A 25,791-nucleotide genomic window follows, 5' to 3' on the forward strand; every position below is an offset into this window, starting at 1 on the left:
TCCGTGTTCGCACGTCGATGCCCGTCCCCGCCTCCGCGGGGGCGGGCATCGTGCGTTCCGCCCCGGCTCCGACATCCCGGCCCTCACTTCTGCGCTGGTCGTGCGCGGCCGGGCAGATCCCATCCGACACCTCACCCGACACCCGGAAGGCGGACCGACCATGAGTGAGCAGCCCGCGTCCGTGGTGTCGACCGGCTCCACACCCGACGGCTCCACGGTGTCGATCGGCTCCGTCGCGGCGGGGGACCGGGAGCTGAGGATCCGTCTGGGCATCGCCTACGACGGCGCACCGTTCGCCGGCTGGGCCACGCAGCCATCCGCCCCCACCGTGCAGGGGGCGCTGGAGAGCGGGCTGGCGCTCCTGCTGCGACGGCCGGCACGGTTGACCGTGGCCGGCCGCACCGACGCCGGTGTCCACGCCCGTGGGCAGGTCGCGCACCTGGACGTCACGACGGCCGAGTGGGAGGGGCTGCGGCGGCGTGACACCGGGGACCCGGCCGAGGCTCTACTGCGGCGCCTGCGCGGCGTCCTCGGGCGGGTGCTCGGCGACCTCGGCCCGCACGCGGCGAACGCCGTCGTCGTCCACAGCGCCGCCGTCGCGGCAGCCGGTTTCGACGCCCGCTTCTCCGCCCTGTGGCGGCGATACAGCTACCGGATCGCCGACCCGGCGGCCGGGCGGGACCCGCTGCGGCGGGGCACCACGCTCTGGCACCCGGAACCGCTCGACGTCGGCGCGCTCAACGCGGCCGCCGACGCGGTCACCGGCGTGGGGGACTTCCTCTCCTTCTGCAAGCCGCGCGAGCACGCCACGACCGTGCGCGACCTGCGGCGGTTCACCTTCACCCGGCAGGACGACGGCGTGATCGTCGCGGACGTGGTGGCGGACGCGTTCTGCCACCACATGGTGCGCGGCCTGATCGGCGCCGCCCTGCAGGCCGGCGACGGGCGGCGGGACACCGGCTGGCTGAGGGAACGGCTCGACGCACGGATCCGGGACTCCGCCAGCCGGCTCGCCGCCCCCCACCCGCTCGTGCTCGAGGAGGTCGGCTACCCGGCCGACGAGGAGCTCGCGGCCCGGGCCGACGCCACGCGGGCCCGGCGGGACCCGCTCGCCTGACGGCGGCCGACGGTGCTTCGACGCCGTCCGGACGCTGTCCTGACGCCGTCCCGGCGGAGGGTCCGACCTCGTTTTGACCCGTGGGGTCCGGACCCGGTAGTCTTGCAAGCTGTTGTGCGTGTCCTGCCCGGATCACGCGTATCCACGTCGAGTCCCGTTGCAGGACAAGGTCGACGAGATGCGCCGGTCGAGGATCAGGGGAATGATGCTCAGCCCTCACCTGGCCGTCTCCCGAACGCATCGACCGCGGCGCGTCCACAGTTGCGCCACCACGAACTGTATCGAAACGAAGGCAAACAACGTGCGTACGTACACTCCGAAGCCCGGTGACATCGACCGCAAGTGGCACGTCATCGACGCCACCGACGTCGTCCTGGGTCGCCTTGCCAGCCAGACCGCAACGCTGCTGCGCGGGAAGCACAAGCCGACCTTTGCCCCTCACGTCGACACCGGCGACTTCGTCATCATCATCAACGCCGACAAGGTTGCGCTGACCGGCTCCAAGGCCGAGCAGAAGCGCGCCTACCGGCACTCCGGCTACCCGGGCGGCCTGAAGTCCGTCAGCTACGCCGAGCTGCTGGAGAAGAACCCGACCCGCGCCGTGGAGAAGGCCGTCAAGGGCATGCTGCCGAAGAACTCGCTGGCCGCCCAGCAGCTCTCGAAGCTGAAGATCTACGTCGGGCCGGAGCACCCCCACGCGGCGCAGCAGCCCCAGACGTTCGCCATCACCCAGGTCGCGCAGTAGTCGCGGGCCCCGAAGAACACAAGGAGAATCGTGGCTCAGAACGACGAGCAGACCTTCGCCGCCGACGGCGAGGACACCCTGACCAGCTACACGAGCGAGTCCTCGGCCGCAGGCGCCGAGTCGCCCGCTGCCGCCCGCCCCGCCCTGACCGTCCCCGGTGCTGCCGTGGGCCGTCGCAAGGAGGCCATCGCACGCGTGCGGATCGTGCCGGGCACCGGCACGTGGACCATCAACGGCCGTGACCTGGCGAACTACTTCCCGAACAAGCTGCACCAGCAGGAAGTCAACGAGCCGTTCCGCATCCTCGAGCTCGAGGGCGCCTACGACGTCATCGCCCGCATCAGCGGTGGCGGCCCCTCCGGTCAGGCCGGAGCGCTCCGCCTCGGCATCGCCCGGTCGCTGAACGAGATCGACCGGGACAACAACCGGCCGACCCTGAAGAAGGCCGGCTTCCTGACCCGTGACGCCCGCGTCATCGAGCGCAAGAAGGCCGGTCTGAAGAAGGCCCGCAAGGCCCCGCAGTACTCGAAGCGCTGATCCTTTCGCGGCGCGGGACCCATCCCGCTGCCGCGCACGACGAACGGCCGGACGCCCCTGGGCGACCGGCCGTTCGTCGTCTGCGGGTGGCGCGTGGGCCGGTCGCGGCTCGGCCCCCCGCTATGATGAGTGGCGATGTCTAGATTGTTTGGGACCGATGGAGTCCGAGGCCTGGCCAATGGCACCCTCACGGCGGAGCTGGCCCTCGGGCTCGCGCAGGCCGCGGCACAGGTGCTCGGCCACGACCGCACCGAGCAGGGCGCGCGCCCCCGGGCGGTGCTCGCGCGCGACCCCCGCATCAGCGGCGAGTTCATCTCCGCCGCCACCGCGGCCGGGCTGGCGAGCGAGGGCGTCGACGTCTACGACGCCGGAGTGCTCCCCACGCCCGCGGCGGCCTTCCTCGTCGCGGACATCGACGCGGACTTCGGCGTGATGATCTCCGCCTCGCACAACCCCGCGCCGGACAACGGCATCAAGTTCTTCGCCCGCGGTGGCCAGAAGCTGCCCGACGCCGTCGAGGACGAGATCGAGGCGGTGTTCCGCGGCCCCGACCGCCGCCGTCCCACCGGAGCCGACGTCGGCCGCGTCCAGCGTTTCGCCGACGCCGAGGACCGATACGTCCTGCACCTGCTCGCCGCGTTGCCCGCCCGCCTGGAGGGGCTGACCGTGGTCGTCGACTGCGCGAACGGCGCCGCGAGCGGTTGCTCCCCGCAGGCGTTCGCCGACGCCGGGGCCCGGGTCGTCGTCATCGGGGCGGACCCGGACGGCGTCAACATCAACGACGGGGTCGGTTCCACGCACCTCGAGCCCCTGCGCGCCGCGGTGCTCGCCCACGGCGCGGACCTGGGCATCGCCCACGACGGTGACGCGGACCGCTGCCTCGCGGTCGACGAGCGCGGCGAGGTCGTCGACGGCGACCAGATCATGGCCATCCTCGCGCTCGCCCTCAAGAGCCGGAACGCCCTGCAGGACGACGTGCTGGTGGCGACGGTGATGAGCAACCTCGGCCTCAAGCTCGCCCTGCGCGACGCCGGGATCCGCATCGAGGAGACCGGCGTCGGTGACCGCTACGTGCTCGAGCGGATGCGGGAGGGCGGTTACACCCTGGGCGGAGAGCAGTCCGGCCACGTCATCTTCGCCGAGCACGCCACCACCGGCGACGGGGTGCTCACCGGTCTGCAGCTCGCGGCGCAGGTCGCCGCGACCGGGCAGCGGCTCTCCGAACTCGCCGCCCAGATGACCCGCCTGCCCCAGGTGCTGATCAACGTCAAGGACGTGGACAAGTCCCGTGCCTCCACGCACACCGAACTGCAGGCCGTGATCGCCGCGACCGAGGAACGCCTGGGCGAGACCGGGCGCGTGCTGCTGCGGCCCTCCGGCACCGAGCCCGTCGTGCGGGTGATGGTCGAGGCGGCCGACATGGACACCGCGCGGACCGAGGCCGAGTCCCTCGCGGCCGCCGTGCGTGACAGCCTGGCCCTGTCCGAGAAGGTCTGAGCCGAGCAGCCCGATCCCACCCTCACGTCATGAGGCCCGCCCCCGGATCCGGGAGCGGGCCTCAGCCGTTGGTGGGGTGGGTCAGGCGCGTGGACGACCGGCGACGAGCGAGTCGCGGATCTCGGTGAGCAGCTGCACCTGCGGGTCGGCGGGGGCGTCCGCCGGCACGATGCCGAGGCGCCGGTTGCGACGCTCGATCATCGTGTTCATGGGCAGCACGATGGCGAAGTAGACGGCGGCGGCGACGAGGAGGAAGTTGACGATGGCCGTGAGCAGGACGCCGAACTTGACGTCGTTCCCGTTGATGGTGACGAGGGCGAAGCTGTTGAAGTCCGGCGAGCCGACCAGCGCCGCGATGAGCGGCATCAGCACGTCGGTGACGAGCGCGTCGACGATCTTCGAGAACGCCGCTCCGATGATCACGGCAACGGCCAGGTCCAGCACGTTGCCCTTCATGATGAACTGCTTGAATCCCTGCAACATGGGCAGCAGCGTAGCCCTCCGGATGGACGGCTGAAAGCACCTCAACGTTGCGGCCGGGTGAAGAGTTCCCGCGGGGACGACATCCGTCCCGGGGTCTTCAACGCGTGGGGTTCGGGTCCGGCGGGACCCGGTCGCCGCCGCGGTCGGGACGCTCCGGGCTGAACGAGGACGGCGAGGGGATCGGCTGCGGGGGGATGCCCGTGGCGGGGGTCGACGTGTCGGGAGACGCCGTGGACGGTACGGACGGTACTGCTGACGTCGTCGATGGTGCCGGTGATCTCGGGCTCGGCGACGTCGCGGGCGGCGTGGGGAACGGGCTCGGCGTCGGGCGGTCGCACGCGCTCAGCAGCAGGGCCACCGTCACCGTCGCGGCCACCGCGAACGTGCCGAGCGCCCGGTCCACGGTCAGGTCTTCCGCAGCAGGACGCGCCGGACGGAGTGGTCGGCGTCCTTGCTCAGCACGAGCTGGGCCCGGCCGCGGGTGGGCAGCACGTTCTGCACGAGGTTCGGCTCGTTGATGCCGCGCCAGTAGCCGCGGGCCGTCGCCTCCGCCTCGCTGTCCGAGAGGGTCGCGAACCGGCGGAAGTAGGACTGCGGGTCGGCGAACGCGGAGGAGCGCAGCTGCCGGAACCGCTGGATGTACCAGTTCTCGATGTCGGCGGTCCGCGCGTCCACGTAGAGAGAGAAGTCGAAGTAGTCGCTCAGGGTCAGACCCACCCGGCCGTCACGGTGCCGTCGCGCCGGCTGCAGCACGTTCAGGCCCTCGATGATCAGCACGTCGGGCCGGCGGACGACGATCTCCCGGTCCGGCACGATGTCGTACACCAGGTGCGAGTACCAGGGGGCGCGGACCTCCTCGGCACCGCTCTTGACCTCGGCGACGAACCGCAGCAGCGCCCGCTGGTCGTAGGACTCGGGAAAGCCCTTGCGCTCCATCAGGCCGCGCCGCTCGAGCTCGGCGTTGGGCAGCAGGAAGCCGTCGGTGGTGACCAGCTGGACGTCCGGGGTGCTCGGCCAGCGGCGCAGCATCTCCCGCAGCACCCGGGCGATGGTGGACTTGCCGACGGCCACCGAGCCGGCCACGGCGATGACGAACGGGGTGCGGTGCGTCCGCTCCCCGAGGAACGTCGTCGTGACGTTGTGGGTGTGCCCCGCGGCCTCGACGTAGAGGTTCAGCAACCGGGAGAGCGGCAGGTAGACGTCCCGGATCTCCTCCAGGTCCAGCGGATCGCCGGTGCCGCGCAGCCGGTCGATGTCCTCCTGATTGAGGGGCGAATCGATCTCCGTGGAGAGGCGCGCCCACGTCGGGCGGTCCAGTTCGAAGAACGGACTCACCCCGTGCTCCGCCGAGGGGGCACGGGGGGACAGGGTCGGGACCAGGCCCGGGGGCTCCACGCTCATCGTCTCGATTCTGCCCGGCAGGGGGGAGCGAGTCCACTCGACCGCGCCCGACGGCCGGTGCACGACGCTTCGGCGGCCACTGCGTCGCACGTCACGCGGGCGACCGCCGCGCCGTGCCCGGAGGGTCCGATCACCCCGGTAGGCTGGCAGGCATGTGTGGAATCGTTGGATATGTCGGGCGTCCCGGGCACGCCCACACCGCCCTGAACGTCGTGCTGGAGGGCCTGCGTCGCCTCGAGTACCGCGGCTATGACTCGGCGGGCGTCGCCGTCGTCGCCGACGGGGCCATCGACTTCCGGAAGAAGTCCGGCAAGCTCGCCAACCTGGTCGGGGAGATCGAGCAGGCGCCGCTGCCCGACGCCGTCACCGGCATCGGCCACACCCGGTGGGCCACCCACGGCGGCCCGACCGACCGCAACGCGCACCCGCACCTGGCCGATGAGGGCCGGCTCGCCGTGATCCACAACGGCATCATCGAGAACTTCGCCGAGCTGAAGGCCGAGCTGCTCGACACCGGTCACGTGTTCCTCTCCGAGACCGACACCGAGGTCGCCGCCGTCCTGCTCGCCCGGACCTACCGTGCCCTCGCCGACGAGATCGCCGATCCCGGCCAGCGACTGACCACTGCCATGCAGCGGGCCTGCCAGCGCCTCGAGGGCGCCTTCACCCTGCTCGCCGTGCACGCGGACGCCGCCGACGTCGTCGTCGCCGCCCGCCGCAGCTCCCCGCTCGTCGTGGGCCTCGGTGACGGCGAGAACTTCCTCGGTTCCGACGTCTCCGGGTTCATCGACTACACCCGCCGCGCCGTCGAGCTCGGCCAGGACCAGATCGTCACCATCACCCCCGAGGCGATGGAGATCACCGACTTCCACGGCAACCCCGCCGAGGGCACCGAGTACCGCGTCGACTGGGACGCCGCCGCCGCGGAGAAGGACGGCTACTCGTCCTTCATGCTCAAGGAGATCAACGAGCAGCCCTCCGCCGTCGAGCAGACCCTGATGGGCCGTCTCGACACGCACGGCAACCTGATGCTGGACGAGCTGCGGATCGACGAGTCGATCCTGCGGGCCGTCGACAAGATCGTCGTCGTCGCGTGCGGCACCGCCGCCTACGCCGGCCAGGTCGCCAAGTACGCCATCGAGCACTGGTGCCGCATCCCCACCGAGGTCGAGCTCGCGCACGAGTTCCGCTACCGGGACCCGATCGTGAACGAGAAGACCCTCGTCGTCGCGTTCTCGCAGTCCGGCGAGACGATGGACACCCTGATGGCCGTGCGGCACGCCCGGGAGCAGGGCGCCAAGGTCGTCTCCATCTGCAACACCAACGGCTCGACCATCCCGCGCGAGTCCGACGCCGTGATCTACACGCACGCCGGCCCCGAGATCGCCGTCGCCTCCACCAAGGCGTTCCTCTCGCAGATCGCCGCCGCGTACCTGCTCGGCCTCTACCTGGCCCAGCTGCGCGGCACCAAGTTCGCCGACGAGGTGCGCGAGGTGCTGCACGAGCTGCAGCAGGTGCCCGCCAAGATCCAGACCGTCCTGGACGCCGCCGACGAGGTCAAGGACCTGGCCCGGCGCATGTCGGACGCGGACTCGGTGCTCTTCCTCGGCCGGCACGTGGGCTACCCCGTGGCCCTCGAGGGCGCGCTGAAGCTCAAGGAGATCGCCTACATCCACGCCGAGGGCTTCGCCGCCGGCGAGCTCAAGCACGGCCCGATCGCGCTCGTCGAGGAGGGGCAGCCGGTGTTCGTCATCGTGCCGTCCCCCCGCGGCCGCGACTCGCTGCACGCCAAGGTCGTCTCCAACATCCAGGAGGTGCGCGCCCGCGGCGCCATCACCATCGTGATCGCGGAGGAGGGTGACGAGGCCGTCACCCCGTACGCCAACGAGGTGATCCGGGTGCCGCAGACGCCGGTGCTGCTCGCCCCGCTGCTGACCACCGTCCCGCTGCAGCTGTTCGCGTGCCAGCTCGCGGACTCCAAGGGCTACGACGTGGACCAGCCCCGCAACCTGGCCAAGTCCGTCACGGTCGAGTAGTCCCGTGGGCATCCGCGGCATCGGCGTGGACGTGGTGGCCGTCGAGCGATTCGCCGCGCAGCTGGCCCGCACGCCGCGGCTGCTCGAACGGCTGTTCGTGCCGTCCGAGCGTGGCCTGCACGTGCGCTCCCTCGCGGCCCGGTTCGCGGTCAAGGAGGCCACGGCGAAGGCGCTCGGCGCGCCCGCCGGGATGAACTGGCAGCACTGCTGGGTGGAGACCGACGACGCCGGGGCGCCGCACCTGCGGATGTGCGACAGCGTGGCCGAGGTCGCCCGCTCCCGCGGCATCGACCGGTGGCACGTGTCCATCAGCCACGACGGCGACATCGCCACCGGCATGGTGATCGCCGAGGCGGACTGAGTCGTTCGGTGGACCAGCCTCACGAGAAGGGACCGCTCATGCGTCAGGCCTGGACCGGTGCGCAGATCCGCGCCGCCGAACAACCGCACCTCGACGCCGGGGAGGGCGACGCCCTGATGCGTCGCGCCGCCCACGGTCTGTCCGGTGCGGCCCTGGCGCTGCTGGACGCCCGCCGACGGCCCCGCTACGGCGCCCGGGTCGTGGCCCTGGCCGGCTCCGGCAACAACGGGGGCGACGCTCTCTGGGCGGCGGCCCTGCTGGCCCGGCGCGGCCTCGGGCCCGCCGCCGTGCTCGTCGCGGACCGCGCCCACGAGGCCGGCCTGGCCGCCCTGCGCGCCGCGGGCGGCGACGTCGTCCGGCTCGCCGATGAGGGGTCGTCCTCCGCCGACGCGGCACGGCGGCTGCTCGAGGACGCCGACGTCGTGATCGACGGCATCCTCGGCACCGGCGGCTCCGGCGGCCTGCGGGAACCCGCCGCCGGACTGGCGGCCCACCTCGAGGATCTCCGTCGCGACGGATCCGTCGTCGTGCTCGCCTGTGACATCCCGTCCGGGGTCGATGCCGACACGGGCGAGGCGGGTGACGCCCACATCACCGCCGACGCGACCGCGACCTTCGGCGGCGCGAAGGCCGGGCACCTGGCCGGGGCCGGCGAGACGGCGTCCGGCACGCTGACCGTGGTGCCGATCGGCATCGAGGACGGGCTGCCCGCCCCCACGATCCGGCGGCTGCAGGCAAGAGACCTGCGCGCCCTCTGGCCCTCCCCGTCACGCAGCGCCCACAAGTACAGTCGCGGGGTGCTCGGCGTCATCGCCGGGTCCGCGCAGTACCCCGGGGCCGCTCTCCTCACGACCGCTGCCGCCGCCGCCGCCGGGGTCGGGATGGTCCGCTACCTGGGTCCGGCCGCCGTCGGCGAGGCCATCAACCTGCGCACCCCCGACGCGGTGTGCAGCGAACAGCAACCCGGGGACGTGCACGTGCAGGCGTGGCTCGCCGGCCCCGGCACCAACGACGACGAGGGCCAGCTCGACCGGGTGCGCGCCGCCCTGGCGGCCGCCGTCGAGGACGGCACCCCGGCCGTGGTCGACGCCGGGGGGATGAGCGTGCTCCCGCCGACCGGCGCCGCGCACCTCGTCCTCACCCCGCACGCCGGCGAGCTGGCCCGGCTGCTGTCCGACCGGCAGGGCAACGGCGATCCGGTCCAGCGGGCCGACGTCGAGGCGCGGCCCCTCCATCACGTGCGGCTGGCCGCGAGCCTGACCGGCTGCACGGTGCTGCTCAAGGGTGCGACCACGCTGGTCGCCGGCCCGGACGGCGCCGTGTTCAGCCAGGCCGACGCCACCCCGTGGCTGTCCACCGCCGGCAGCGGCGACGTGCTCGCCGGCATCCTCGGCGCCGTCCTCGCCGGAGTGGCCGAGCATCCGGAGGCAGCGGAACGGCTCGGCGTCGGCGGAGACACCCGCTGGGCCGCCGCGGCCGCCGTCGCCGCCGCCGTCCACGGCCGGGCCGGCCGCGTCGCGGCGCACGACCCCGCGGGCACGGGTGCGGGAGGACCCCTGCACGCCACCGCCGTGATCGATGCCACCGCCGCCGCGATCCGCGCCGTTCTCGCCGCCTGAGGCCGCACCGCCGGTCAACCCGGCACCCCGCGGCCCGGTATCGTAAGCACTGATACCGATTCCTCTCGACACTGGAGTGTGCATGGAAGTCTGGCCCGGGAACCCCTACCCGCTGGGTGCCACCTACGACGGCACGGGCACCAACTTCGCTCTGTTCAGCGAGGTCGCCGAGAAGGTGATCCTCTGCCTGATCGACGCCGAGGGCACCGAGGAGCGCGTCGAGCTGCAGGAGGTCGACGGCTACGTCTGGCACTGCTACCTGCCGCACATCCAGCCCGGACAGCGGTACGGCTACCGCATCGAGGGCGCCAACGATCCCTCGCAGGGGCTGCGCTGCAACGTCAACAAGCTGCTGCTCGACCCCTACGCCAAGGCCGTGGCCGGGGAGATCGACTGGGACGAGTCCCTGTTCCCGTACCACTTCGGTGATCCCGACTCGGTGAACGACGACGACTCGGCCGCGCACATGATGCACGGCGTCGTCATCAACCCCTTCTTCGACTGGGACGGGGACCGGCTGCCGCGCATCCCGTACCCGAAGTCCGTCATCTACGAAGCGCACGTCAAGGGCCTCACCGCCCTGCACCCGGACGTCCCGGAGGAGCAGCGCGGCACCTACGCCGGCGTCTCCCACCCCTCGGTGATCGCCCACCTGCAGAAGCTCGGCGTCACCGCGATCGAACTGATGCCCGTGCACCAGTTCGTCAACGACTCCACGCTGCTGGACAAGGGCCTCTCGAACTACTGGGGCTACAACACCATCGGCTTTTTCGCGCCGCAGAACACCTACTGCTCCACCGGCGACGAGGGTGCCCAGGTGCAGGAGTTCAAGGCGATGGTCCGCTCGATGCACCGCGCCGGCATCGAGGTCATCCTCGACGTGGTCTACAACCACACCGCCGAGGGCAACCACATGGGCCCCGTGCTCTCCTTCAAGGGCATCGACAACGCCGCGTACTACCGCCTCGTGGACGACGACAAGCGGTACTACATGGACTACACGGGCACCGGCAACTCGCTGAACGTGCGCCACCCGCACTCCCTGCAGCTGCTGATGGACTCCCTGCGCTACTGGGTCACCGAGATGCACGTCGACGGCTTCCGCTTCGACCTCGCCTCGACCCTGGCCCGCGAGTTCTACGACGTCGACAAGCTCTCGACGTTCTTCGAACTCATCCAGCAGGATCCGGTCGTCTCGCAGGTCAAGCTGATCGCCGAGCCGTGGGACATCGGTCCCGGCGGTTACCAGGTGGGCAACTTCCCCCCGCAGTGGACCGAGTGGAACGGCAAGTACCGCGACACCGTGCGCGACTTCTGGCGCGGCGAGCCCTCCACCCTCGGCGAGTTCGCGTCGCGGCTGAGCGGATCGGCCGATCTGTACGAGCGGTCCGCCCGCCGTCCGGTCGCGTCGATCAACTTCGTCACCGCGCACGACGGCTTCACCCTGCGCGACCTCGTGTCCTACAACGAGAAGCACAACGACGCCAACGGCGAGGACAACAACGACGGCGAGTCCCACAACCGGTCCTGGAACTCCGGGATCGAGGGTGAGACCGACGACGAGAAGGTGCTCGCCCTGCGGGCCCGCCAGCAGCGGAACTTCATCGCGACCCTCCTGCTCTCGCAGGGCGTGCCGATGATCCTGCACGGGGACGAGCTCGGCCGCACGCAGCAGGGCAACAACAACACCTACTGCCAGGACTCCGAGCTGACCTGGGTGCACTGGGACAAGGCGGACCTGCCCCTGGTCGAGTTCACCGCGGCCGTCAACAAGCTTCGCGCCGACCACCCGACCTTCCGCCGCCGGTACTTCTTCGACGGCCGGCCGGTCGAGCCGGGCACCAAGACGTCGATGCCGGACATCGCCTGGCTCAACTCCGACGGCACCCGCATGGTGCCCTCGGACTGGGACAACTCCCTGAGCCGGTCCTTCGGGATGTGGCTGAACGGTGACGGCATCCAGGGCGTGGACAGCCTGGGCCGGGAGATCACCGACGACCACTTCCTGCTCTACTTCAACTCCAGCCCCGAACCGGTCACCTTCCGGCTGCCGCCGGCGGAGCTGGGGGAGAAGTGGGCGGAGATGATCGACACCGCCGGCTCCGCCGAGGAGGACATCGTGCACGAGGCCGGCGAGGAGTTCGTCGTCGCCGAGCGCTCGATGATCGTGCTCAAGGCCTTCGTGGAGCCGGAGGTCGAGCCCGATCACTCCGTGGCCGCCTCCCTGGCCGTGCTGACCCAGAGCGCGACCGAGACCGACTCCTGACCGCGGGTCGGTCCGTCCCGACGGGGCGGACCGACCTGTGTTCCCCGGACCCGTGCCCCGACCGATCGTGAGGCCATGAGAACACCGCGTTCGACCTACCGCCTGCAGATCCACGAGGGGTTCACCCTCGCCGACGCGACCGCGCAGCTGACCTACCTGGCACAGCTGGGCGTGGACTGGATCTACCTCTCGCCGATCCTGACCGCGGAGAAGGGCTCCAACCACGGCTACGACGTGACGGACCCGACCACCGTGGACGAGTCCCGCGGCGGTGCGGACGCGCTGGCGGCGCTCGCCACGGCGGCGCACGACGCCGGCCTGGGCGTGCTCGTCGACATCGTGCCCAACCACCAGGGCGTGGCCACGCCGGCCGACAACCCCTGGTGGTGGTCGGTGCTGGCCGAGGGCACCGCCTCGCCGTACGCGCAGGCCTTCGACATCGACTGGGACGCGAACGGGGGCCGGCTGCTGCTGCCGGTGCTCGGCTCCGCCGAGGACGTGAAGGAGCTGGAGCTGGTCGACGGGCAGCTGGCCTACTACGACCACCGGTTCCCGGTGGCGGCGGGCACCGCCGACGACGGCGCCGACGCGGCGACCGTGCACGGCCGGCAGCACTACGAGCTGGCCGACTGGCGGCGCGGCGACGCCGAGCTGAACTACCGGCGCTTCTTCTCCGTCTCGACGCTGGCCGGCGTGCGGGTCGAGGACGCCGAGGTGTTCGACGCCTCTCACGCCGAGATCCGCCGCTGGGTGGACGAGGGCCTCGTCGACGGGCTGCGCATCGACCACCCGGACGGGCTGCGGGACCCGGCGGGCTACCTGGACGACCTCGCGGACGCCACCGGTGGCGTGTACGTGCTCGTGGAGAAGATCCTCGAGCCGGGGGAGCGGCTGCCGTCCGGCTGGGCGACCGCCGGCACCACCGGCTATGACACGCTCGCCGACGTCGACCGGCTCTTCACCGACCCCGCCGGGGAGGCCGGCCTCGACGCCGTGACCGGCACCGTCGAGTGGGCCGAGCTGATCCACGGCACCAAGCGGGACTTCGCGGACCGCACCCTGCTCGCCGAGACTCTGCGCCTCGTGCGGGAACTGCCCGCCGACACCGGGCTCGACGCCGCCACCGCGCAGGACGCGCTGGCCGAGCTGCTCGCGTGCTTCCCCGTCTACCGCAGCTACCTGCCCGAGGACGGGGCCGCCCACCTGCACGAGGCGGCCCACCTGGCCGTCGATCACCGTCCCGACCTCGCCGGGGCCGTCGACGTCCTGGTCGGACTGCTCGAGGACGAGAACCAGCCGGTCGCGCGGCGCTTCCAGCAGACCTCCGGCATGGTGATGGCCAAGGGCGTGGAGGACACCGCCTTCTACCGGTACACGCGCCTGACGTCGCTGACCGAGGTCGGTGCCGACCCGTCGATCTTCAGCCTCGGGGTCGAGGGGTTCCACGCCAAGATGGCCGAGCGCGCCCGGGACTGGCCGACCGCGATGAACGCCCTGACCACGCACGACACCAAGCGCAGCGAGGACACCCGCGCCCGCATCTCGGTGCTCTCCGAGCTGCCCGACGAGTGGGCGCGGACGTTCGCGCGGCTGCAGGAGCTCGCGCCGATCCCGGACCCGCCGATCGCCAACCTGGTGTGGCAGGCCACCGTCGGCGCCTGGCCGATCAGCCGGGAACGGCTGACGGACTACGTCCTCAAGGCCGCCCGCGAGGCAGGCACCAGCACCACCTGGACGGACCAGGACGAGGAGTTCGAGGCCGCCCTGACCGGCGCCGTCGACGCCGTCCACGACCGGCGCGAGGTCACCCGCGTCGTCGAGGATTTCGTCGGCGCGATCGAGGGTCCCGGCTACCGGAACTCGCTCGCGGCCAAGCTGATCCAGCTGACCATCCCGGGGGTGCCCGACGTCTACCAGGGCACCGAGTTCTGGGACTTCTCCCTCGTGGACCCCGACAACCGCCGGCCGGTCGACTACGCCTCGCGGGTCACGGCGCTGGCCGAGCTCGAGTTCGACCCGCAGCCGGAGATCGGTCCCGTGGGCGTGGCCAAGCTGCAGGTCGTGCGGGCCGCGCTGCACGCCCGCCGAAACCGGCCGGAGTTGTTCGCCGGGTACCGGCCGATCGCCGTGGACGGTCCCGCCGCGGACCACGTCATCGCGTTCGACCGTGGGGGTGAGCGGCCCGGTGCCGTCACCGTCGCCACCCGGCTCCCGGTCGGGCTGGCGGCCCGAGGCGGGCTCGGGGACACCGCGCTCACCCTGGCGGTGCCCACCGTGGACGCGCTCACCGGCCGGGAGCTCCCCGCCGGGCGGGTGCGGGTCGCGGACGTCATCGGCGAGCTCGGCGTCGCCCTGCTGCTGCCCATCGGAGGAGAGAACGCATGAGCCGCACCCGATTCGACGTCTGGGCGCCGGCCGCCGAGCGCGTGACCCTGCGCGTGGCCGGCCGTGACGTGCCGATGCACCGGGCGTCCGGTCCGTCCGCGTCCGGTTCGTCGGCTTCCGCTGCGGACGGATGGTGGACCGTCGCTCCCGCGGACGTCCCCGCGACCGAGGTCGACTACGGCTACCTGCTCGACGACGACACGACGCCCCTGCCGGACCCGCGCTCGCGGCGCCAGCCGGACGGGGTGCACGGGCTCTCCCGCACCGTCGAGCCGTCGTCCCACCCGTGGACCGACGCCACCTGGACCGGTCGTCAGCTGGCCGGCTCCGTGCTCTACGAGATGCACCTGGGCACCTTCACCCCCGAGGGCACCCTGGACGCGGCGATCGGGCGACTCGACCACCTGGTCGAGCTCGGCGTCGACGCGATCGAGCTGCTGCCCGTCAACGGCTTCAACGGCGAGCACAACTGGGGCTACGACGGGGTCGCCTGGTTCACCGTGGCCGAGGTGTACGGCGGTCCGGCCGCGTACCAGCGCTTCGTCGACGCGGCGCACGCTCGCGGCCTCGCCGTCGTGCAGGACGTCGTCTACAACCACCTCGGCCCGTCCGGGAACTACCTGGGCCGGTTCGGTCCGTATCTGCACTCCTCGGCGGTGAACCCGTGGGGCGACTCGATCAACCTGGACGGGGCCGACTCCGACGAGGTGCGGGCCTACATCCTCGACAACGTCGCGATGTGGCTGGGCGACTACCACGTGGACGGTCTCCGGCTCGATGCGGTGCACGCCCTCGAGGACCGGCGCGCGGTGCACCTGCTCGAGGAGATCAACCGGGTCGTGGACGAGATCGGGGCGGCGACGGGACGGCCGCTGTTCGCGGTCGCCGAGTCCGACCTCAACGACCCGCGGATGATCACGCCGCGGGCCGCCAACGGCCTCGGCTGCGCCGGCCAGTGGAGCGACGACTTCCACCACGCCGTGCACACCGCGGTGACCGGGGAGACCGTCGGCTACTACGCCGACTTCGCGCCGCTCGCGTCGCTCGCCAAGGTGCTGCGCGGGGGCTTCTTCCACGACGGGACGCTCTCGACCTTCCGGGGACGGCACCACGGCCGGCCGATCGACCCGTTCACGACGCCGACGTGGCGACTGGTCACGTGCATCCAGAACCACGACCAGGTGGGCAACCGGGCGGCGGGCGACCGGCTCTCGGCGACGCTGCCGTACGACCGGCTCGCCGTCGCGGCGGTGCTGAACCTGATGGCGCCGTTCACGCCGATGCTGTTCATGGGGGAGGAGTGGGGAGCGTCCACGCCGTGGCAGTTCTTCACCGCCCACCCCGAGAAGGAGCTCGGCGAGGCCGTCTCGAAGGGCCGGATCGGCGAGTTCGGGGCGATGGGCTGGGACGAGTCCACGGTGCCGGACCCGCAGGATCCGAGCACCTTCACGAACTCGAAACTGGACTGGGACGAGGTCTCCGGCGGCGATCACGCCCGGCTGCTGGCGCTCTACCGGTCGCTGATCGCCCTCCGGCACGCCACCCCTGAGCTCACGCAGCCGGACTTCCGCTCGATCGCCGTCGACTTCTCCGAGGAGGAGCAGTGGATCGTGCTGCGCCGGACCGGGCTGGCGGGCGCGGGTGACGTCGTCGTGGCGGTCAACCTGTCGGACTCGGACCGGGCCGTGCCGGTGGGCAGCGTCGACGAGGTGCTGCTGAACACCGTGGAGGGTCACCTCGTGTACGGGGATGCGCAGATGCCGGCGTCGTCGGCCCTGGTGTTGCGCGCCAGCGTCTGAGGATCCTCTCCCGCCGTCGAGTGTGCGGATGACGCAGGTGAACCGTCGGTCTGCGTGCGTCAACCGCACACTCGGCGTCGTCGGTGCGCCGGTATCAGAGGCGTGCGCGCACCCGTGCACCGCCCGCGCACGGAACCGTCGGATGCCCGTGGCACGATGAGGCCATGGTGTACTCCGCTTCCGAGAACCGTTACGAGACGATGCCCTACCGGCGGCTGGGCCGATCCGGCCTGAAACTGCCCGCGATCAGCCTCGGGCTGTGGCACAACTTCGGTGACGACAAGCCGCTGCAGACCCAGCGGGACATCCTGCGCGCCGCCTTCGACGCCGGCATCACCCACTTCGACCTGGCCAACAACTACGGGCCGCCCGCGGGCAGTGCGGAGATCAACGCCGGCCGGATCCTCGCCGAGGACTTCGCCTCCTACCGCGAGGAGCTGGTCATCTCCACCAAGGCCGGCTACCGCATGCAGCCCGGCCCCTACGGCGAGTGGGGCTCCCGGAAGTACCTGCTGGAGAGCCTGGACGCCTCCCTGTCCCGGACGGGCCTGGACCACGTCGACATCTTCTACAGCCACCGCCCGGACCCGGACACCCCGATGGAGGAGACCCTCGGCGCCCTGGACTCCGCCGTGCGCTCCGGCAAGGCCCTCTACGCCGGCATCTCCTCCTACACGGCCGAGCAGACGACGCAGGCCGTCCGGATCCTGAACGACCTCGGCACGCCGCTGGTGATCCACCAGCCCTCCTACTCGCTGCTCAACCGCTGGATCGAGGACGGCGAGCCCTCCCTGCTCGACGTGCTCGGCGACGAGGGCGTCGGCTCCATCGCCTTCTCCCCGCTGGCCCAGGGCATGCTCACCGACAAGTACCTCGACGGGGTGCCCGCCGACTCCCGCGCCGCCGCCGGCAAGTCGCTGAACCCCGACTGGCTCACCCCGGACACCATCAAGCACGTCCGTGCTCTCAACGACCTCGCCCGCGACCGGGGCCAGTCCCTCGCCCAGCTCGCCATCGCCTGGGTGCTGCGCGAGCAGGGACAGCGCACGGTGACCAGCGCCCTCATCGGGGCCTCCAGCGTCGACCAGCTGCACGACAGCCTCGCGGCGCTCGGCAACCTCGAGTTCAGCGACGACGAACTGAACCGGATCGACCGGCACGCCGTGGACGCCGGCATCAACATCTGGGGCATGGCCCGCTGAGAGTCGGCACTCGTTCACCCGCCCGGTGATCCGGGCCACACGCGGTGTCACCGGGTGGGTGAACGCGCTGGTCAGCGGCCGGCGCTGGCTAGAGTGGACGGATGGCCGGACTGCCCCGCGGGGCAGTCCGGCGACCCGTTCATCGAAGGAGTCCTGTCCGTGCCCCGTCAACCCATCCGCGTGGCCATCGCCGGTGTCGGCAACTGCGCGTCATCCCTCGTGCAGGGCGTGCACTACTACCGTGACGCCGATCCGGCCGAGACCGTTCCCGGCCTGATGCACGTCCAGTTCGGCGACTACCACGTCGGCGATCTCGAGTTCGTCGCGGCGTTCGACGTCGACGACGTCAAGGTCGGCAAGGACCTGGCCGAGGCGATCGAGGCCTCCCAGAACAACACCATCAAGATCTGCGACGTGCCCACCAGCGGTGTCGAGGTCCAGCGCGGCCCCACCCTGGACGGCCTCGGCAAGTACTACCAGGAGACCATCGACGAGTCCCCGCGCGAGCCCGTCGACGTCGTCGCCGCCCTCAGGGAGGCGAAGGCCGACGTCCTGGTCTGCTACCTGCCGGTCGGTTCCGAGGAGGCGGCGAAGCACTACGCGCAGGCCGCGATCGACGCGAAGGTCGCCTTCGTCAACGCGCTGCCCGTGTTCATCGCCTCCACCGAGGAGTGGGCGCAGAAGTTCCGCGACGCCGGGGTGCCGATCGTCGGTGACGACATCAAGAGCCAGATCGGTGCCACCATCACGCACCGGTCCCTGGCCCGGCTGTTCGAGGAGCGCGGCGTCACCGTCGACCGCACCTACCAGCTCAACGTCGGCGGCAACATGGACTTCAAGAACATGCTCGAACGGGACCGGCTGCAGTCCAAGAAGATCTCCAAGACCCGCGCCGTCACCTCGAACATCGACGCGGACCTCGCCGAGCGGGACGTGCACATCGGCCCCAGCGACTACGTGCAGTGGCTGGACGACCGGAAGTGGGCGTTCGTGCGCATCGAGGGCCGCAACTTCGGTGACGTGCCCGTCTCGATCGAGTACAAGCTCGAGGTGTGGGACTCCCCGAACTCCGCCGGCGTGATCATCGACGCCGTGCGCGCCGCGAAGATCGCCGCCGACCGCGGCGAGGGCGGCCCCGTGATGGCCGCGTCGACGTACTTCATGAAGTCCCCGCCGCAGCAGCTGCCGGACGAGGCCGGCCGCGCCGCGGTCGAGGAGTTCATTCGCGGCTGAGGCCGCTGAGCGCCCGACGGTAGGCGTCCTCGGTGAGGGCCGCCGTGTTGTCCCAGGTGAAGGCCCGGGCGTGCACGGCGGCCCTCGTCGCGAGGGCGGCCCGTCCCGCCGGGTCGTCGTGGAGCCGGGCGAGGGCGTCGGCCCAGTCCGTTGGGTCCCGGCCCGGCACCAGGATGCCCGTCTCGCCGTCCTGCACGGCCTCCGCCAGGCCACCGGCGTCCGTGGCGATCACCGGGGTGCCGCACGCCTGGGCCTCCAGGGCCACCAGGCCGAACGACTCGTGGGCCGAGGGCATGACGACGACGTCCGCGGCCCGGAACGCCGCGGCGAGCCGCCGTGGGGGCACCGGGGGCTCGAGCCGCACCGCGTCCTCGACCCCGAGCGACGTCACGAGGGCGGGCAGATCCAGGTCGCCGCCGCTCGCGGCGCCGATGATCCGCACGTCGAGGCCGATGTCCGGCCGCTGCTCCCGCAGCCGCGCGACCGCCTGCAGCAGGACCTGCGGGCCCTTGTGCCGCTGCATCCGGCCCGCCAGCACGACGCGCAGCCGGCCCGGCGTGCCCGCTCCCGGCTCGTCAGCTTCGTTCTCGGCCTCGCCCTCCGGGCGGAAGACGCCGAGGTCCACCCCGGGAGGCACGACGGCGACCCGGGACGGGTCCGCTCCGTAGAACCGGGTCAGGTCGGCGGCCTCGCTCGCCCCGTTGGCCAGCAGCAGGCCCGCCTCGGCGGCGATCCGCCGCTCCGCGTCGACCCGCTGCTCCGGCTCGGGCCGCTGGGACGGACCGCGGTGCGCGTTCTTCACCCGGGCCATCGTGTGCATGGTGTGCACCAGCGGCACGCCGCGGTCCGCGGCCAGGCGCAGGCCGGCCACGCCGGAGAGCCAGTAGTGGGAGTGCAGCAGATCGACGTCGTCCGCGGCGCGGGCCCGCAGGTTCTCGACCACCGTCGGCAGCGCCGCGGCCAGAGCGTCCTTGCTCCGGGGAACGCCGACGTCAACGTGGTCCACCACGATGCCCGGCTCCACCTCGACCCGGCCCAGCGTGCCGATCGTGGTGATGTGCACGGTCCAGCCCCGCCGCACCAGACCGCGGGCCAGCTGCCGGACGTAGACGTTCATCCCGCCGGCGTCCCCGGCCCCGGGCTGCTCGAAGGGACAGGTGTGCAGGCACACCATGCCCACGCGGGCGGATGCGGTCACGGCTCTCCTGGGAATGCGGACGAGGGTCATGAACATTCTTCCATCGTCGGAGGTGCGGACTATCCTGCGATCACGGCCGTCGTGACGGCTGCCAGAGCATGCTGAGCAGGGCGTCGACCTCTGTTCCGGTCGGAGAGGAGGGTCCATGGCGCGACGTGAGACGGCGACCGGGTACGCGCTGCTGGCCCCCAGCCTGATCGGGATCCTCGCGTTCCTGCTGCTGCCCATCGGCGTCGTCGTCTGGCTCAGCCTCCAGCAGTGGGACCTGCTCTTCCCGCCGCAGTTCGTCGGGCTCGACAACTGGGCCTCCGTGCTGACGGACCCGACGTTCGGCCGCTCCGCGCTGATCTCCGTGCTGTTCGTGCTGCTCGTCATCCCCGTCCAGACCGCGCTCGGCCTGCTGCTGGCCACCCTGCTGTCCCGCGGCCTGCCCGGATCGGCGTTCCTGCGCGTCATCTACGTCATCCCGTGGATGTGCGCGCCGCTGGCGCTCGGCGTCGTGTGGCGGTGGATCTTCTCTCCGTCCGACGGCGCGCTGAACGCGCTGACCGGGGTGTACGTGGAGTGGCTCTCCAGCCCGGTGTTCGCCCTGCCGGCCGTCGCGGCCGTGAGCATCTGGTCCCAGGTGGGGTACGTGACCCTGTTCTTCATGGCCGGCCTCGCCGCCATCCCCACCACCCTGATCGACGCCGCCCGCGTCGACGGGGCGAACGCGTGGCAGACGTTCTGGCGGGTGAAGCTGCCGCTGCTGCGGCCCACCATGTTCTTCGTCCTCGTCACCGGCGTCATCGCCAGCTTCCAGGCGTTCGACCAGATCTACGCCCTCACCCCGAACGGCGGTCCGCAGGGCACCACGGACGTGATCGCCACCCGGATCTACGACGAGGCGTTCCGCGGCTCCTCCGACCTCGGCCGGGCGTCCGTGATGGCGCTGCTGCTCTTCCTCGTCCTCGTCGTCATCACGCTCGCGCAGCAGCGCTACTTCCGCTCGAGGATCACCTATGACCTCTCCTGAACGGCTCGCCACACTGCCGCCCCCGGCCCGGGGCGTCGACCCCGTCGAGCGGGCCCGGCCCGTCAGGCGGTCGAACGCGGCGGGCGTCCTGCTGACCTATGTCGTGCTGATCGCGGGGTTCCTGATCACGGTCGGCCCGTTCGTGCTGAGCGTGATGACGGCGCTGAAGTCTCCCCGCCAGTTCGCCAGCCAGTCCGCCCTCGCCCCGCCGGCACCCGTCTCGTTCGAGAACTTCGCCGCCCTGTTCGGTGCGGACTACAGCTTCATCGCGCCGATCGCCGTCACGGCGCAGGTGGTGGTGCTCGTCCTGGTGGGGCAGCTCGTCTTCTCGGTGCTCGCCGCCTACGCGTTCGCCCGCGTCGACTTCCCGTTCCGCGACGGCTTCTTCTGGATCTACCTGGCGACGCTGATGATCCCGCAGGTCGTCACGGTGATCCCGCTCTACACGCTGTTCAGCCAGATCGGGCTGCGGAACACGTTCTGGGCACTCGTGCTGCCGTTCCTCTTCGGCTCCCCGTATGCGATCTTCCTGCTGCGGGAGTACTTCCGGTCCATCCCGCAGGACATCATCGACGCCGCGCGGCTCGACGGCGCGGGGACGGTGCGCATCCTGTTCTCGATCGTCGTCCCGCTCTCCCGCGGCATCCTGGCGACCCTGGCGATCATCACGGTCGTCACCCACTGGAACAACTTCCTGTGGCCGCTCATCATCACCACCGGCCCCACGTGGCAGACCCTCACGGTGGCGACCTCGAACCTGCAGACGCAGTACAACGGCAACTGGACGCTGGTCATGGCGGCCACGACCATTGCCATGGCACCGCTGCTGATCCTCTACGCGATCTTCCAGCGGCACATCATCTCCTCCATCGCGATCACGGGTTTCCGCTGATCCTCCCGAAAGGTCCTCCCATGGCCCCCTCCTCTCGTTCCCGGTTCGCCGGGCTCGTCGCCGTCACCGCGGCCGCGCTGCTCGCCCTCACGGGCTGCTCGCCGGCCGCCGGCAACGGCGGCGGCACCGGTGGTGCATCCTCCGGCGGCTCCGGCCAGAAGGTCACCGTCACCGTCCGCCTCTGGGACAACCAGGTGCAGAAGGCGTACGACGCGTCCTTCAAGGAGTTCACCGCGAAGAACCCCGACATCACCGTCAAGACGGTGCTCGTGCCGTGGGCCAACTACTGGGACAAGCTGCGCGCCGACGTCTCCGGTGGCAACGCCGACGACATCAGCCTGATGAACGCCTCCAACTTCAAGGCGTACGCCGACAGCGGCAACCTGATGGAGATCGGCTCCGCCTTCGACGACGAGAAGAAGGACTGGGTCGACTCCTCGGTGCAGCAGTACACCTACAAGGACAAGCTGTGGGGCGTTCCCCAGCTGACCGACGGCGGCATCGCGGTGTACTACAACAAGAAGCTCGTGCAGCAGGCCGGGGTGGACGTCTCGAAGCTGACGTGGAGCCCCGACAGCAGCAAGGACACGCTGGTCGCGGCCACGAAGAAGCTGACGAAGGACGCGAGCGGGAAGACCGCCGACCAGCCCGGGTTCGACGGCAACCACGTGACCCAGTGGGGCTACAACGCGTCCCAGGACCTGCAGGCGATCTACTACAACTACATCGGCTCCAACGGCGGCAAGTTCGAGGACGGCGACCGGTTCGCCTTCGGTTCCGACGAGAGCACGCAGGCGTTCCAGTACATCGTCGACCTGATCAACAAGGACAAGGTCGCCCCGTCCGCGGCGAACACCAACGACAACGGCGATTTCGCCCGCGACCAGTTCCTGCAGGGCAAGATGGCGCTGTTCCAGTCGGGCCTGTACAACCTGAAGAACGTCTCCGACGGCGCGACCTTCGACTGGGGTGTCGCTCCGCTGCCGGCCGGCCCGAAGGGTGCCGTCTCCGTGGTCAATTCCGTCGTCGCCGTCGGCAACCCCAAGAGCGCGCACCAGGACGCGACCACCAAGGTGCTGCAGTGGCTCGGCTCCGCCGAGGGCTCGACGTTCATCGGCGCGGAGGGTGCGGCCCTGCCGGCGGTCAAGTCGGCCCAGGCCTCCTTCAACGCCTACTGGAAGGGCAAGGACGTGGACCCGACCCCGTTCGCGAAGGCCGCGGAGGGTGACGTCATCCAGGCGCCGGCGAACGCGAAGTTCCAGGCGGCGCAGGCCGCGTTCCACCCGATCTTCAACGAGATCTTCCTCGGTCGGCGGAACGTCGGCTCCGGGCTGGACGCCGCGGAGGCCGCCGCCAACAAGGCGGCCGGGCAGAACTGATCACGCGGTCCCGATCCTGACCCGGCTCACTCCCAGAGCCGGGGCAGGGCCGGGAATGCCTCCTCGTAGTCGGCCAGCACGCGGCGCGCCACGTGGGCCGAGTCGATCAGCGGGTGCAGGACGAAGGCCCGCAGGGCGGCGTCCCGGTCCTGCTCGGTCACGGCGGTCACGACCTCGCGTTCGACGGCCTTGACCGCGGCGAGCATGCCAAGCTGGTGGGTGGTCGGCACGATGCCGGTGCGCAGGGGCACCGCGCCGCGGGCGTCCACCCGGCAGGGCACCTCGACCACCGCGTCCCCCGGCAGGCCCGTCACCGCGGGCGTGCCGGCGGCGTCGTTGCGGACGTTGACGATCAGCTCGGCCGGCTGGTCGGTGAGGACCGCGGCCATGGCGGCGAGGGCGACCTGCTCGTACCCGCCGCCGGCCAGGTCCGCCTCGTCCCGTTCCTCACCCTCGGCGCGTGCCTCGGCGAGGTAGCCCTCCTCCCGGGCGCGGCGGGCCGCCTCCCACCGGGCCGCCGGGTCCGGGGCCGCGGCCAGCCCGGGGTAGAGCTCCCGCTGGGCCGCGTCGATGGACTCCCCGCGGGTCTGCCGGGTGCCGGCCAGCGCGGTGACCGCCTCCCGGGCGAAGTAGTAGTAGAACAGGTACTCGTTGGGCACGGCGCCGAGAACGCCGAGCAGCTCCGGCCCGAACACGCGGCCCTCCTCGAAGGAGAACAGCGCCTCCGGATCGGCCAGCAGTGCGGGCAGCCGATCCACGACGTCGCCGGGCCCGCGCAGCCCCCGCAGCCAGCCGAGGTGGTTCAGGCCCAGGTAGTCGACGCCGGCCAGGGCGCCCTCGACGTGGGGACCGGGCAGGCTCATCCCCGTGGCGGCCGCGGCGCGCCGGACCAGCCCGATGGGGGAGTCGCAGATGCCGATCACCCGCTCGCCGAGCAGGGGGACGAGTGCCTCGGTGACCATGCCGGCCGGGTTGGTGAAGTCGATCAGCCACGCCCGGGGATTGACCTCGGCCAGGACCTGCGCGATCTGCCGCATCACCGGCACCGACCGCAGTGCGTAGCTCAGTCCGCCGGCGCCCACCGTCTCCTGCCCGAGCAGGCCGTGCGCCATCGCGATCCGCTCGTCCAGCACCCGGCCGCCGGTCCCGCCGGGCCGCAGGGCCGCGAAGACGACGTCGGCGCCGGTCAGTGCGGCGGTCAGGTCGGTCGTCGTCGAGACGGTCGGGCCGGCACCCGGTGCCGTGCCCTCCGCCGTCCTGCCCTCCGCTGTCGGGGTGTCGGCGAGGACGGCGGCCATCCCCGCGAGTCGGACGGGGTCGACGTCGTGCAGGACGAGGTGGACATCGTGCTGCATGAGGTCGGCGAAGCGACCCCGGGTCAGGGCCCGGTGGACGAGCGGGACGCGGAAGCCGCCGCCGCCGAGGATGGTCAGCCGCATGGCTCGTATTGTGCCGCACCCTGCCGTAGCGTGCGGTCCATGAATCAGGGTCGTCCATGAACCCCAGCCCCGGCGGGGATCCGCGCCGCTTCGACCCGCTGGCCCGGATGCGCGCCGAGGAGGGCGACGCGACGCCCCCGTTCGACCTGCTGCTCTCGGGCTGGGTGTTCACCGACATCATCTTCACCGGGCTCGGCGGTCCACCCGCGGACGGCACGGAGGTGTGGGCGGACGGCATGGGCACCAGCCCCGGCGGTGTCGCCAACCAGGCCATCGCGGCCAGCCGGCTCGGACTGCACACCTCGCTCGCGGCCGCCTTCGGCGACGACGGGTACGGCGAGTTCACGTGGGAGATCCTGGCCGACCAGGAGCACGTCGACCTGTCCCGGTCGCGCCGCTTCCCGCACTGGCACTCGCCGGTGACCGTCTCCCTCTCCGTCAACCGCGACCGGTCGATGATCAGCCACGGCCATCCCGGACCCGTACCGGACTCGGACCTGATGGGCGATCCGCCCGCCGCGCGCGCGGCCATGGTGCCGGTGCGGGAGAGCGTCGAGCCGTGGGCGCTCGCCGCCGCCGACGCCGGGACCCCGCTGTTCGGGCACGTCGGCTGGGACCCGACGGGCGCCTGGTCCCCGGCCGTGCTCGAGAGCCTGCAGCACTTCCACGCGTTCCTGCCCAACGCGACCGAGGCGATGGCTCTGACCCGCACCGAGGACCCGTGGGCGGCCCTGTACGCGCTCGCGGACCGGGTGCCCATCGCCGTCGTCACCCACGGCTCGCGGGGCGCGCTCGCGATCGACGCGATCACCGGGGAGGAGGAGTGGGCGCCCGCCCTGCCCGTCACGGCCTGGGACCCCACCGGGGCCGGGGACAGCTTCAGCGCCGCCTTCCTGGTCGGCACGCTCGGCGGGTGGTCGCTGGCGGACCGGCTCGGCTTCGCCAACCTGTGTGCGTCGCTGTCCGTCCAGCAGGTCGGCGGCTCGCTGGCCGCCCCCGGCTGGGGCGACATCGCCGACTGGTGGCACGGGGTGGCCGAGGAGCGGCCCGGGGTCAGCCGGCACTGGCTGCGCCGGTACCGATTCCTCGAGGAGCTGATCGCCGACGTCCCCACCGGTGCGGTCCGCCGTGCGACGGCGACGATCGGCCGGCTCTCCGACGCCTGACACCGTTCGCCGGGTCTCTCC

At 71.6% G+C, this 25,791-nt stretch carries 20 protein-coding genes; 16 read left to right on the forward strand and 4 right to left on the reverse strand.

Annotation, left to right across the window (positions count from 1 at the left end; all coding sequences use genetic code 11):
* Positions 1–253: 253 nt before the first annotated feature.
* From BGP79_RS04930 to glmM, 4 genes are all read left to right on the forward strand, one after another.
* Positions 254–1,117: a tRNA pseudouridine(38-40) synthase TruA gene (locus tag BGP79_RS04930; protein ID WP_076693838.1), complete on the forward strand. Its 864-nt coding sequence runs from the start codon at positions 254–256 to the stop codon at positions 1,115–1,117.
* Positions 1,118–1,418: 301 nt separating this feature from the next.
* On the forward strand, positions 1,419–1,862 hold the full coding sequence (gene rplM, locus BGP79_RS04935) for a 50S ribosomal protein L13 (RefSeq protein WP_076693534.1): 444 nt from the start codon (positions 1,419–1,421) through the stop codon (positions 1,860–1,862).
* Positions 1,863–1,892: 30 nt separating this feature from the next.
* Positions 1,893–2,399 (forward strand): 30S ribosomal protein S9, encoded by a 507-nt coding sequence (gene rpsI, locus BGP79_RS04940; protein ID WP_076693535.1) that lies wholly within the window; start codon positions 1,893–1,895, stop codon positions 2,397–2,399.
* A gap of 135 nt (positions 2,400–2,534) precedes the next feature.
* The gene (glmM, locus tag BGP79_RS04945) at positions 2,535–3,896 is read left to right on the forward strand and encodes a phosphoglucosamine mutase (protein ID WP_076693536.1); all 1,362 of its coding nucleotides are present in this window, start codon (positions 2,535–2,537) and stop codon (positions 3,894–3,896) included.
* An 81-nt stretch (positions 3,897–3,977) separates the two neighbouring features.
* Here the strand turns inward: glmM and mscL are convergent, their stop codons facing one another.
* Together mscL and coaA are read right to left on the reverse strand one after the other, a co-directional pair.
* The gene (mscL, locus tag BGP79_RS04950) at positions 3,978–4,379 is read right to left on the reverse strand and encodes a large conductance mechanosensitive channel protein MscL (protein ID WP_076693537.1); all 402 of its coding nucleotides are present in this window, start codon (positions 4,377–4,379) and stop codon (positions 3,978–3,980) included.
* A 405-nt stretch (positions 4,380–4,784) separates the two neighbouring features.
* Complete coding sequence (gene coaA, locus BGP79_RS04960) at positions 4,785–5,780, reverse strand: type I pantothenate kinase (RefSeq protein WP_083701578.1); 996 nt, start codon at positions 5,778–5,780, stop codon at positions 4,785–4,787.
* Between the two features lie 152 nt (positions 5,781–5,932).
* On the opposite strand from coaA, the gene glmS reads away from it, so the two are divergent.
* From glmS to BGP79_RS05000, 8 genes are all read left to right on the forward strand, one after another.
* Positions 5,933–7,816 (forward strand): glutamine--fructose-6-phosphate transaminase (isomerizing), encoded by a 1,884-nt coding sequence (gene glmS, locus BGP79_RS04965; RefSeq protein ID WP_076693539.1) that lies wholly within the window; start codon positions 5,933–5,935, stop codon positions 7,814–7,816.
* Between the two features lie 4 nt (positions 7,817–7,820).
* Positions 7,821–8,177 carry a holo-ACP synthase gene (locus BGP79_RS04970; protein WP_233121123.1) on the forward strand — a complete coding sequence of 119 codons (357 nt, stop codon included), beginning with the start codon at positions 7,821–7,823 and terminating at the stop codon, positions 8,175–8,177.
* Between the two features lie 38 nt (positions 8,178–8,215).
* Entirely contained in the window at positions 8,216–9,796 is a 1,581-nt protein-coding gene (locus BGP79_RS04975; RefSeq protein WP_076693540.1) for a bifunctional ADP-dependent NAD(P)H-hydrate dehydratase/NAD(P)H-hydrate epimerase, read from the forward strand.
* Positions 9,797–9,878: 82 nt separating this feature from the next.
* Positions 9,879–12,062, forward strand: coding sequence for a glycogen debranching protein GlgX (gene glgX, locus BGP79_RS04980; RefSeq protein WP_076693541.1), 2,184 nt, complete (start codon positions 9,879–9,881; stop codon positions 12,060–12,062).
* 75 nt (positions 12,063–12,137) lie between these two features.
* Complete coding sequence (gene treY / locus BGP79_RS04985; RefSeq protein ID WP_076693542.1) at positions 12,138–14,447, forward strand: malto-oligosyltrehalose synthase; 2,310 nt, start codon at positions 12,138–12,140, stop codon at positions 14,445–14,447.
* Positions 14,444–16,246: a malto-oligosyltrehalose trehalohydrolase gene (treZ, locus tag BGP79_RS04990; protein ID WP_076693543.1), complete on the forward strand. Its 1,803-nt coding sequence runs from the start codon at positions 14,444–14,446 to the stop codon at positions 16,244–16,246. Before treY ends, treZ begins: the two co-directional genes overlap by 4 nt.
* Before the next feature lie 164 nt (positions 16,247–16,410).
* Positions 16,411–17,448 (forward strand): L-glyceraldehyde 3-phosphate reductase, encoded by a 1,038-nt coding sequence (gene mgrA, locus BGP79_RS04995; RefSeq protein WP_076693544.1) that lies wholly within the window; start codon positions 16,411–16,413, stop codon positions 17,446–17,448.
* Between the two features lie 159 nt (positions 17,449–17,607).
* Entirely contained in the window at positions 17,608–18,681 is a 1,074-nt protein-coding gene (locus tag BGP79_RS05000) for an inositol-3-phosphate synthase (protein WP_076693545.1), read from the forward strand.
* Here BGP79_RS05000 and BGP79_RS05005 read toward each other — a convergent pair.
* Positions 18,668–19,879 carry a glycosyltransferase gene (locus BGP79_RS05005; RefSeq protein WP_233121125.1) on the reverse strand — a complete coding sequence of 404 codons (1,212 nt, stop codon included), beginning with the start codon at positions 19,877–19,879 and terminating at the stop codon, positions 18,668–18,670. The genes BGP79_RS05000 and BGP79_RS05005 overlap by 14 nt on opposite strands.
* 145 nt (positions 19,880–20,024) lie before the next feature.
* On the opposite strand from BGP79_RS05005, the gene BGP79_RS05010 reads away from it, so the two are divergent.
* Genes BGP79_RS05010 through BGP79_RS05020 form a run of 3 tightly spaced genes read left to right on the forward strand, consistent with a single transcriptional unit; the run spans position 20,025 to position 23,165 of the window.
* Entirely contained in the window at positions 20,025–20,894 is an 870-nt protein-coding gene (locus BGP79_RS05010; RefSeq protein ID WP_076693546.1) for a carbohydrate ABC transporter permease, read from the forward strand.
* Positions 20,881–21,786: a carbohydrate ABC transporter permease gene (locus BGP79_RS05015; RefSeq protein WP_076693547.1), complete on the forward strand. Its 906-nt coding sequence runs from the start codon at positions 20,881–20,883 to the stop codon at positions 21,784–21,786. Before BGP79_RS05010 ends, BGP79_RS05015 begins: the two co-directional genes overlap by 14 nt.
* A 20-nt stretch (positions 21,787–21,806) precedes the next feature.
* Entirely contained in the window at positions 21,807–23,165 is a 1,359-nt protein-coding gene (locus tag BGP79_RS05020; RefSeq protein ID WP_076693548.1) for a sugar ABC transporter substrate-binding protein, read from the forward strand.
* 26 nt (positions 23,166–23,191) lie between these two features.
* Here the strand turns inward: BGP79_RS05020 and BGP79_RS05025 are convergent, their stop codons facing one another.
* On the reverse strand, positions 23,192–24,604 hold the full coding sequence (locus BGP79_RS05025; protein WP_076693549.1) for a 6-phospho-beta-glucosidase: 1,413 nt from the start codon (positions 24,602–24,604) through the stop codon (positions 23,192–23,194).
* Positions 24,605–24,660: 56 nt separating this feature from the next.
* Here BGP79_RS05025 and BGP79_RS05030 point away from each other — a divergent pair, with 56 nt between their 5' ends.
* A complete protein-coding gene (locus tag BGP79_RS05030) occupies positions 24,661–25,770 on the forward strand; it encodes a PfkB family carbohydrate kinase (protein WP_076693550.1) in 1,110 nt (369 codons plus the stop codon).
* Positions 25,771–25,791 lie beyond the last annotated feature (21 nt).

The sequence above is a fragment of the Tersicoccus sp. Bi-70 genome, from assembly GCF_001968825.1.
Lineage (GTDB): Bacteria > Actinomycetota > Actinomycetes > Actinomycetales > Micrococcaceae > Tersicoccus.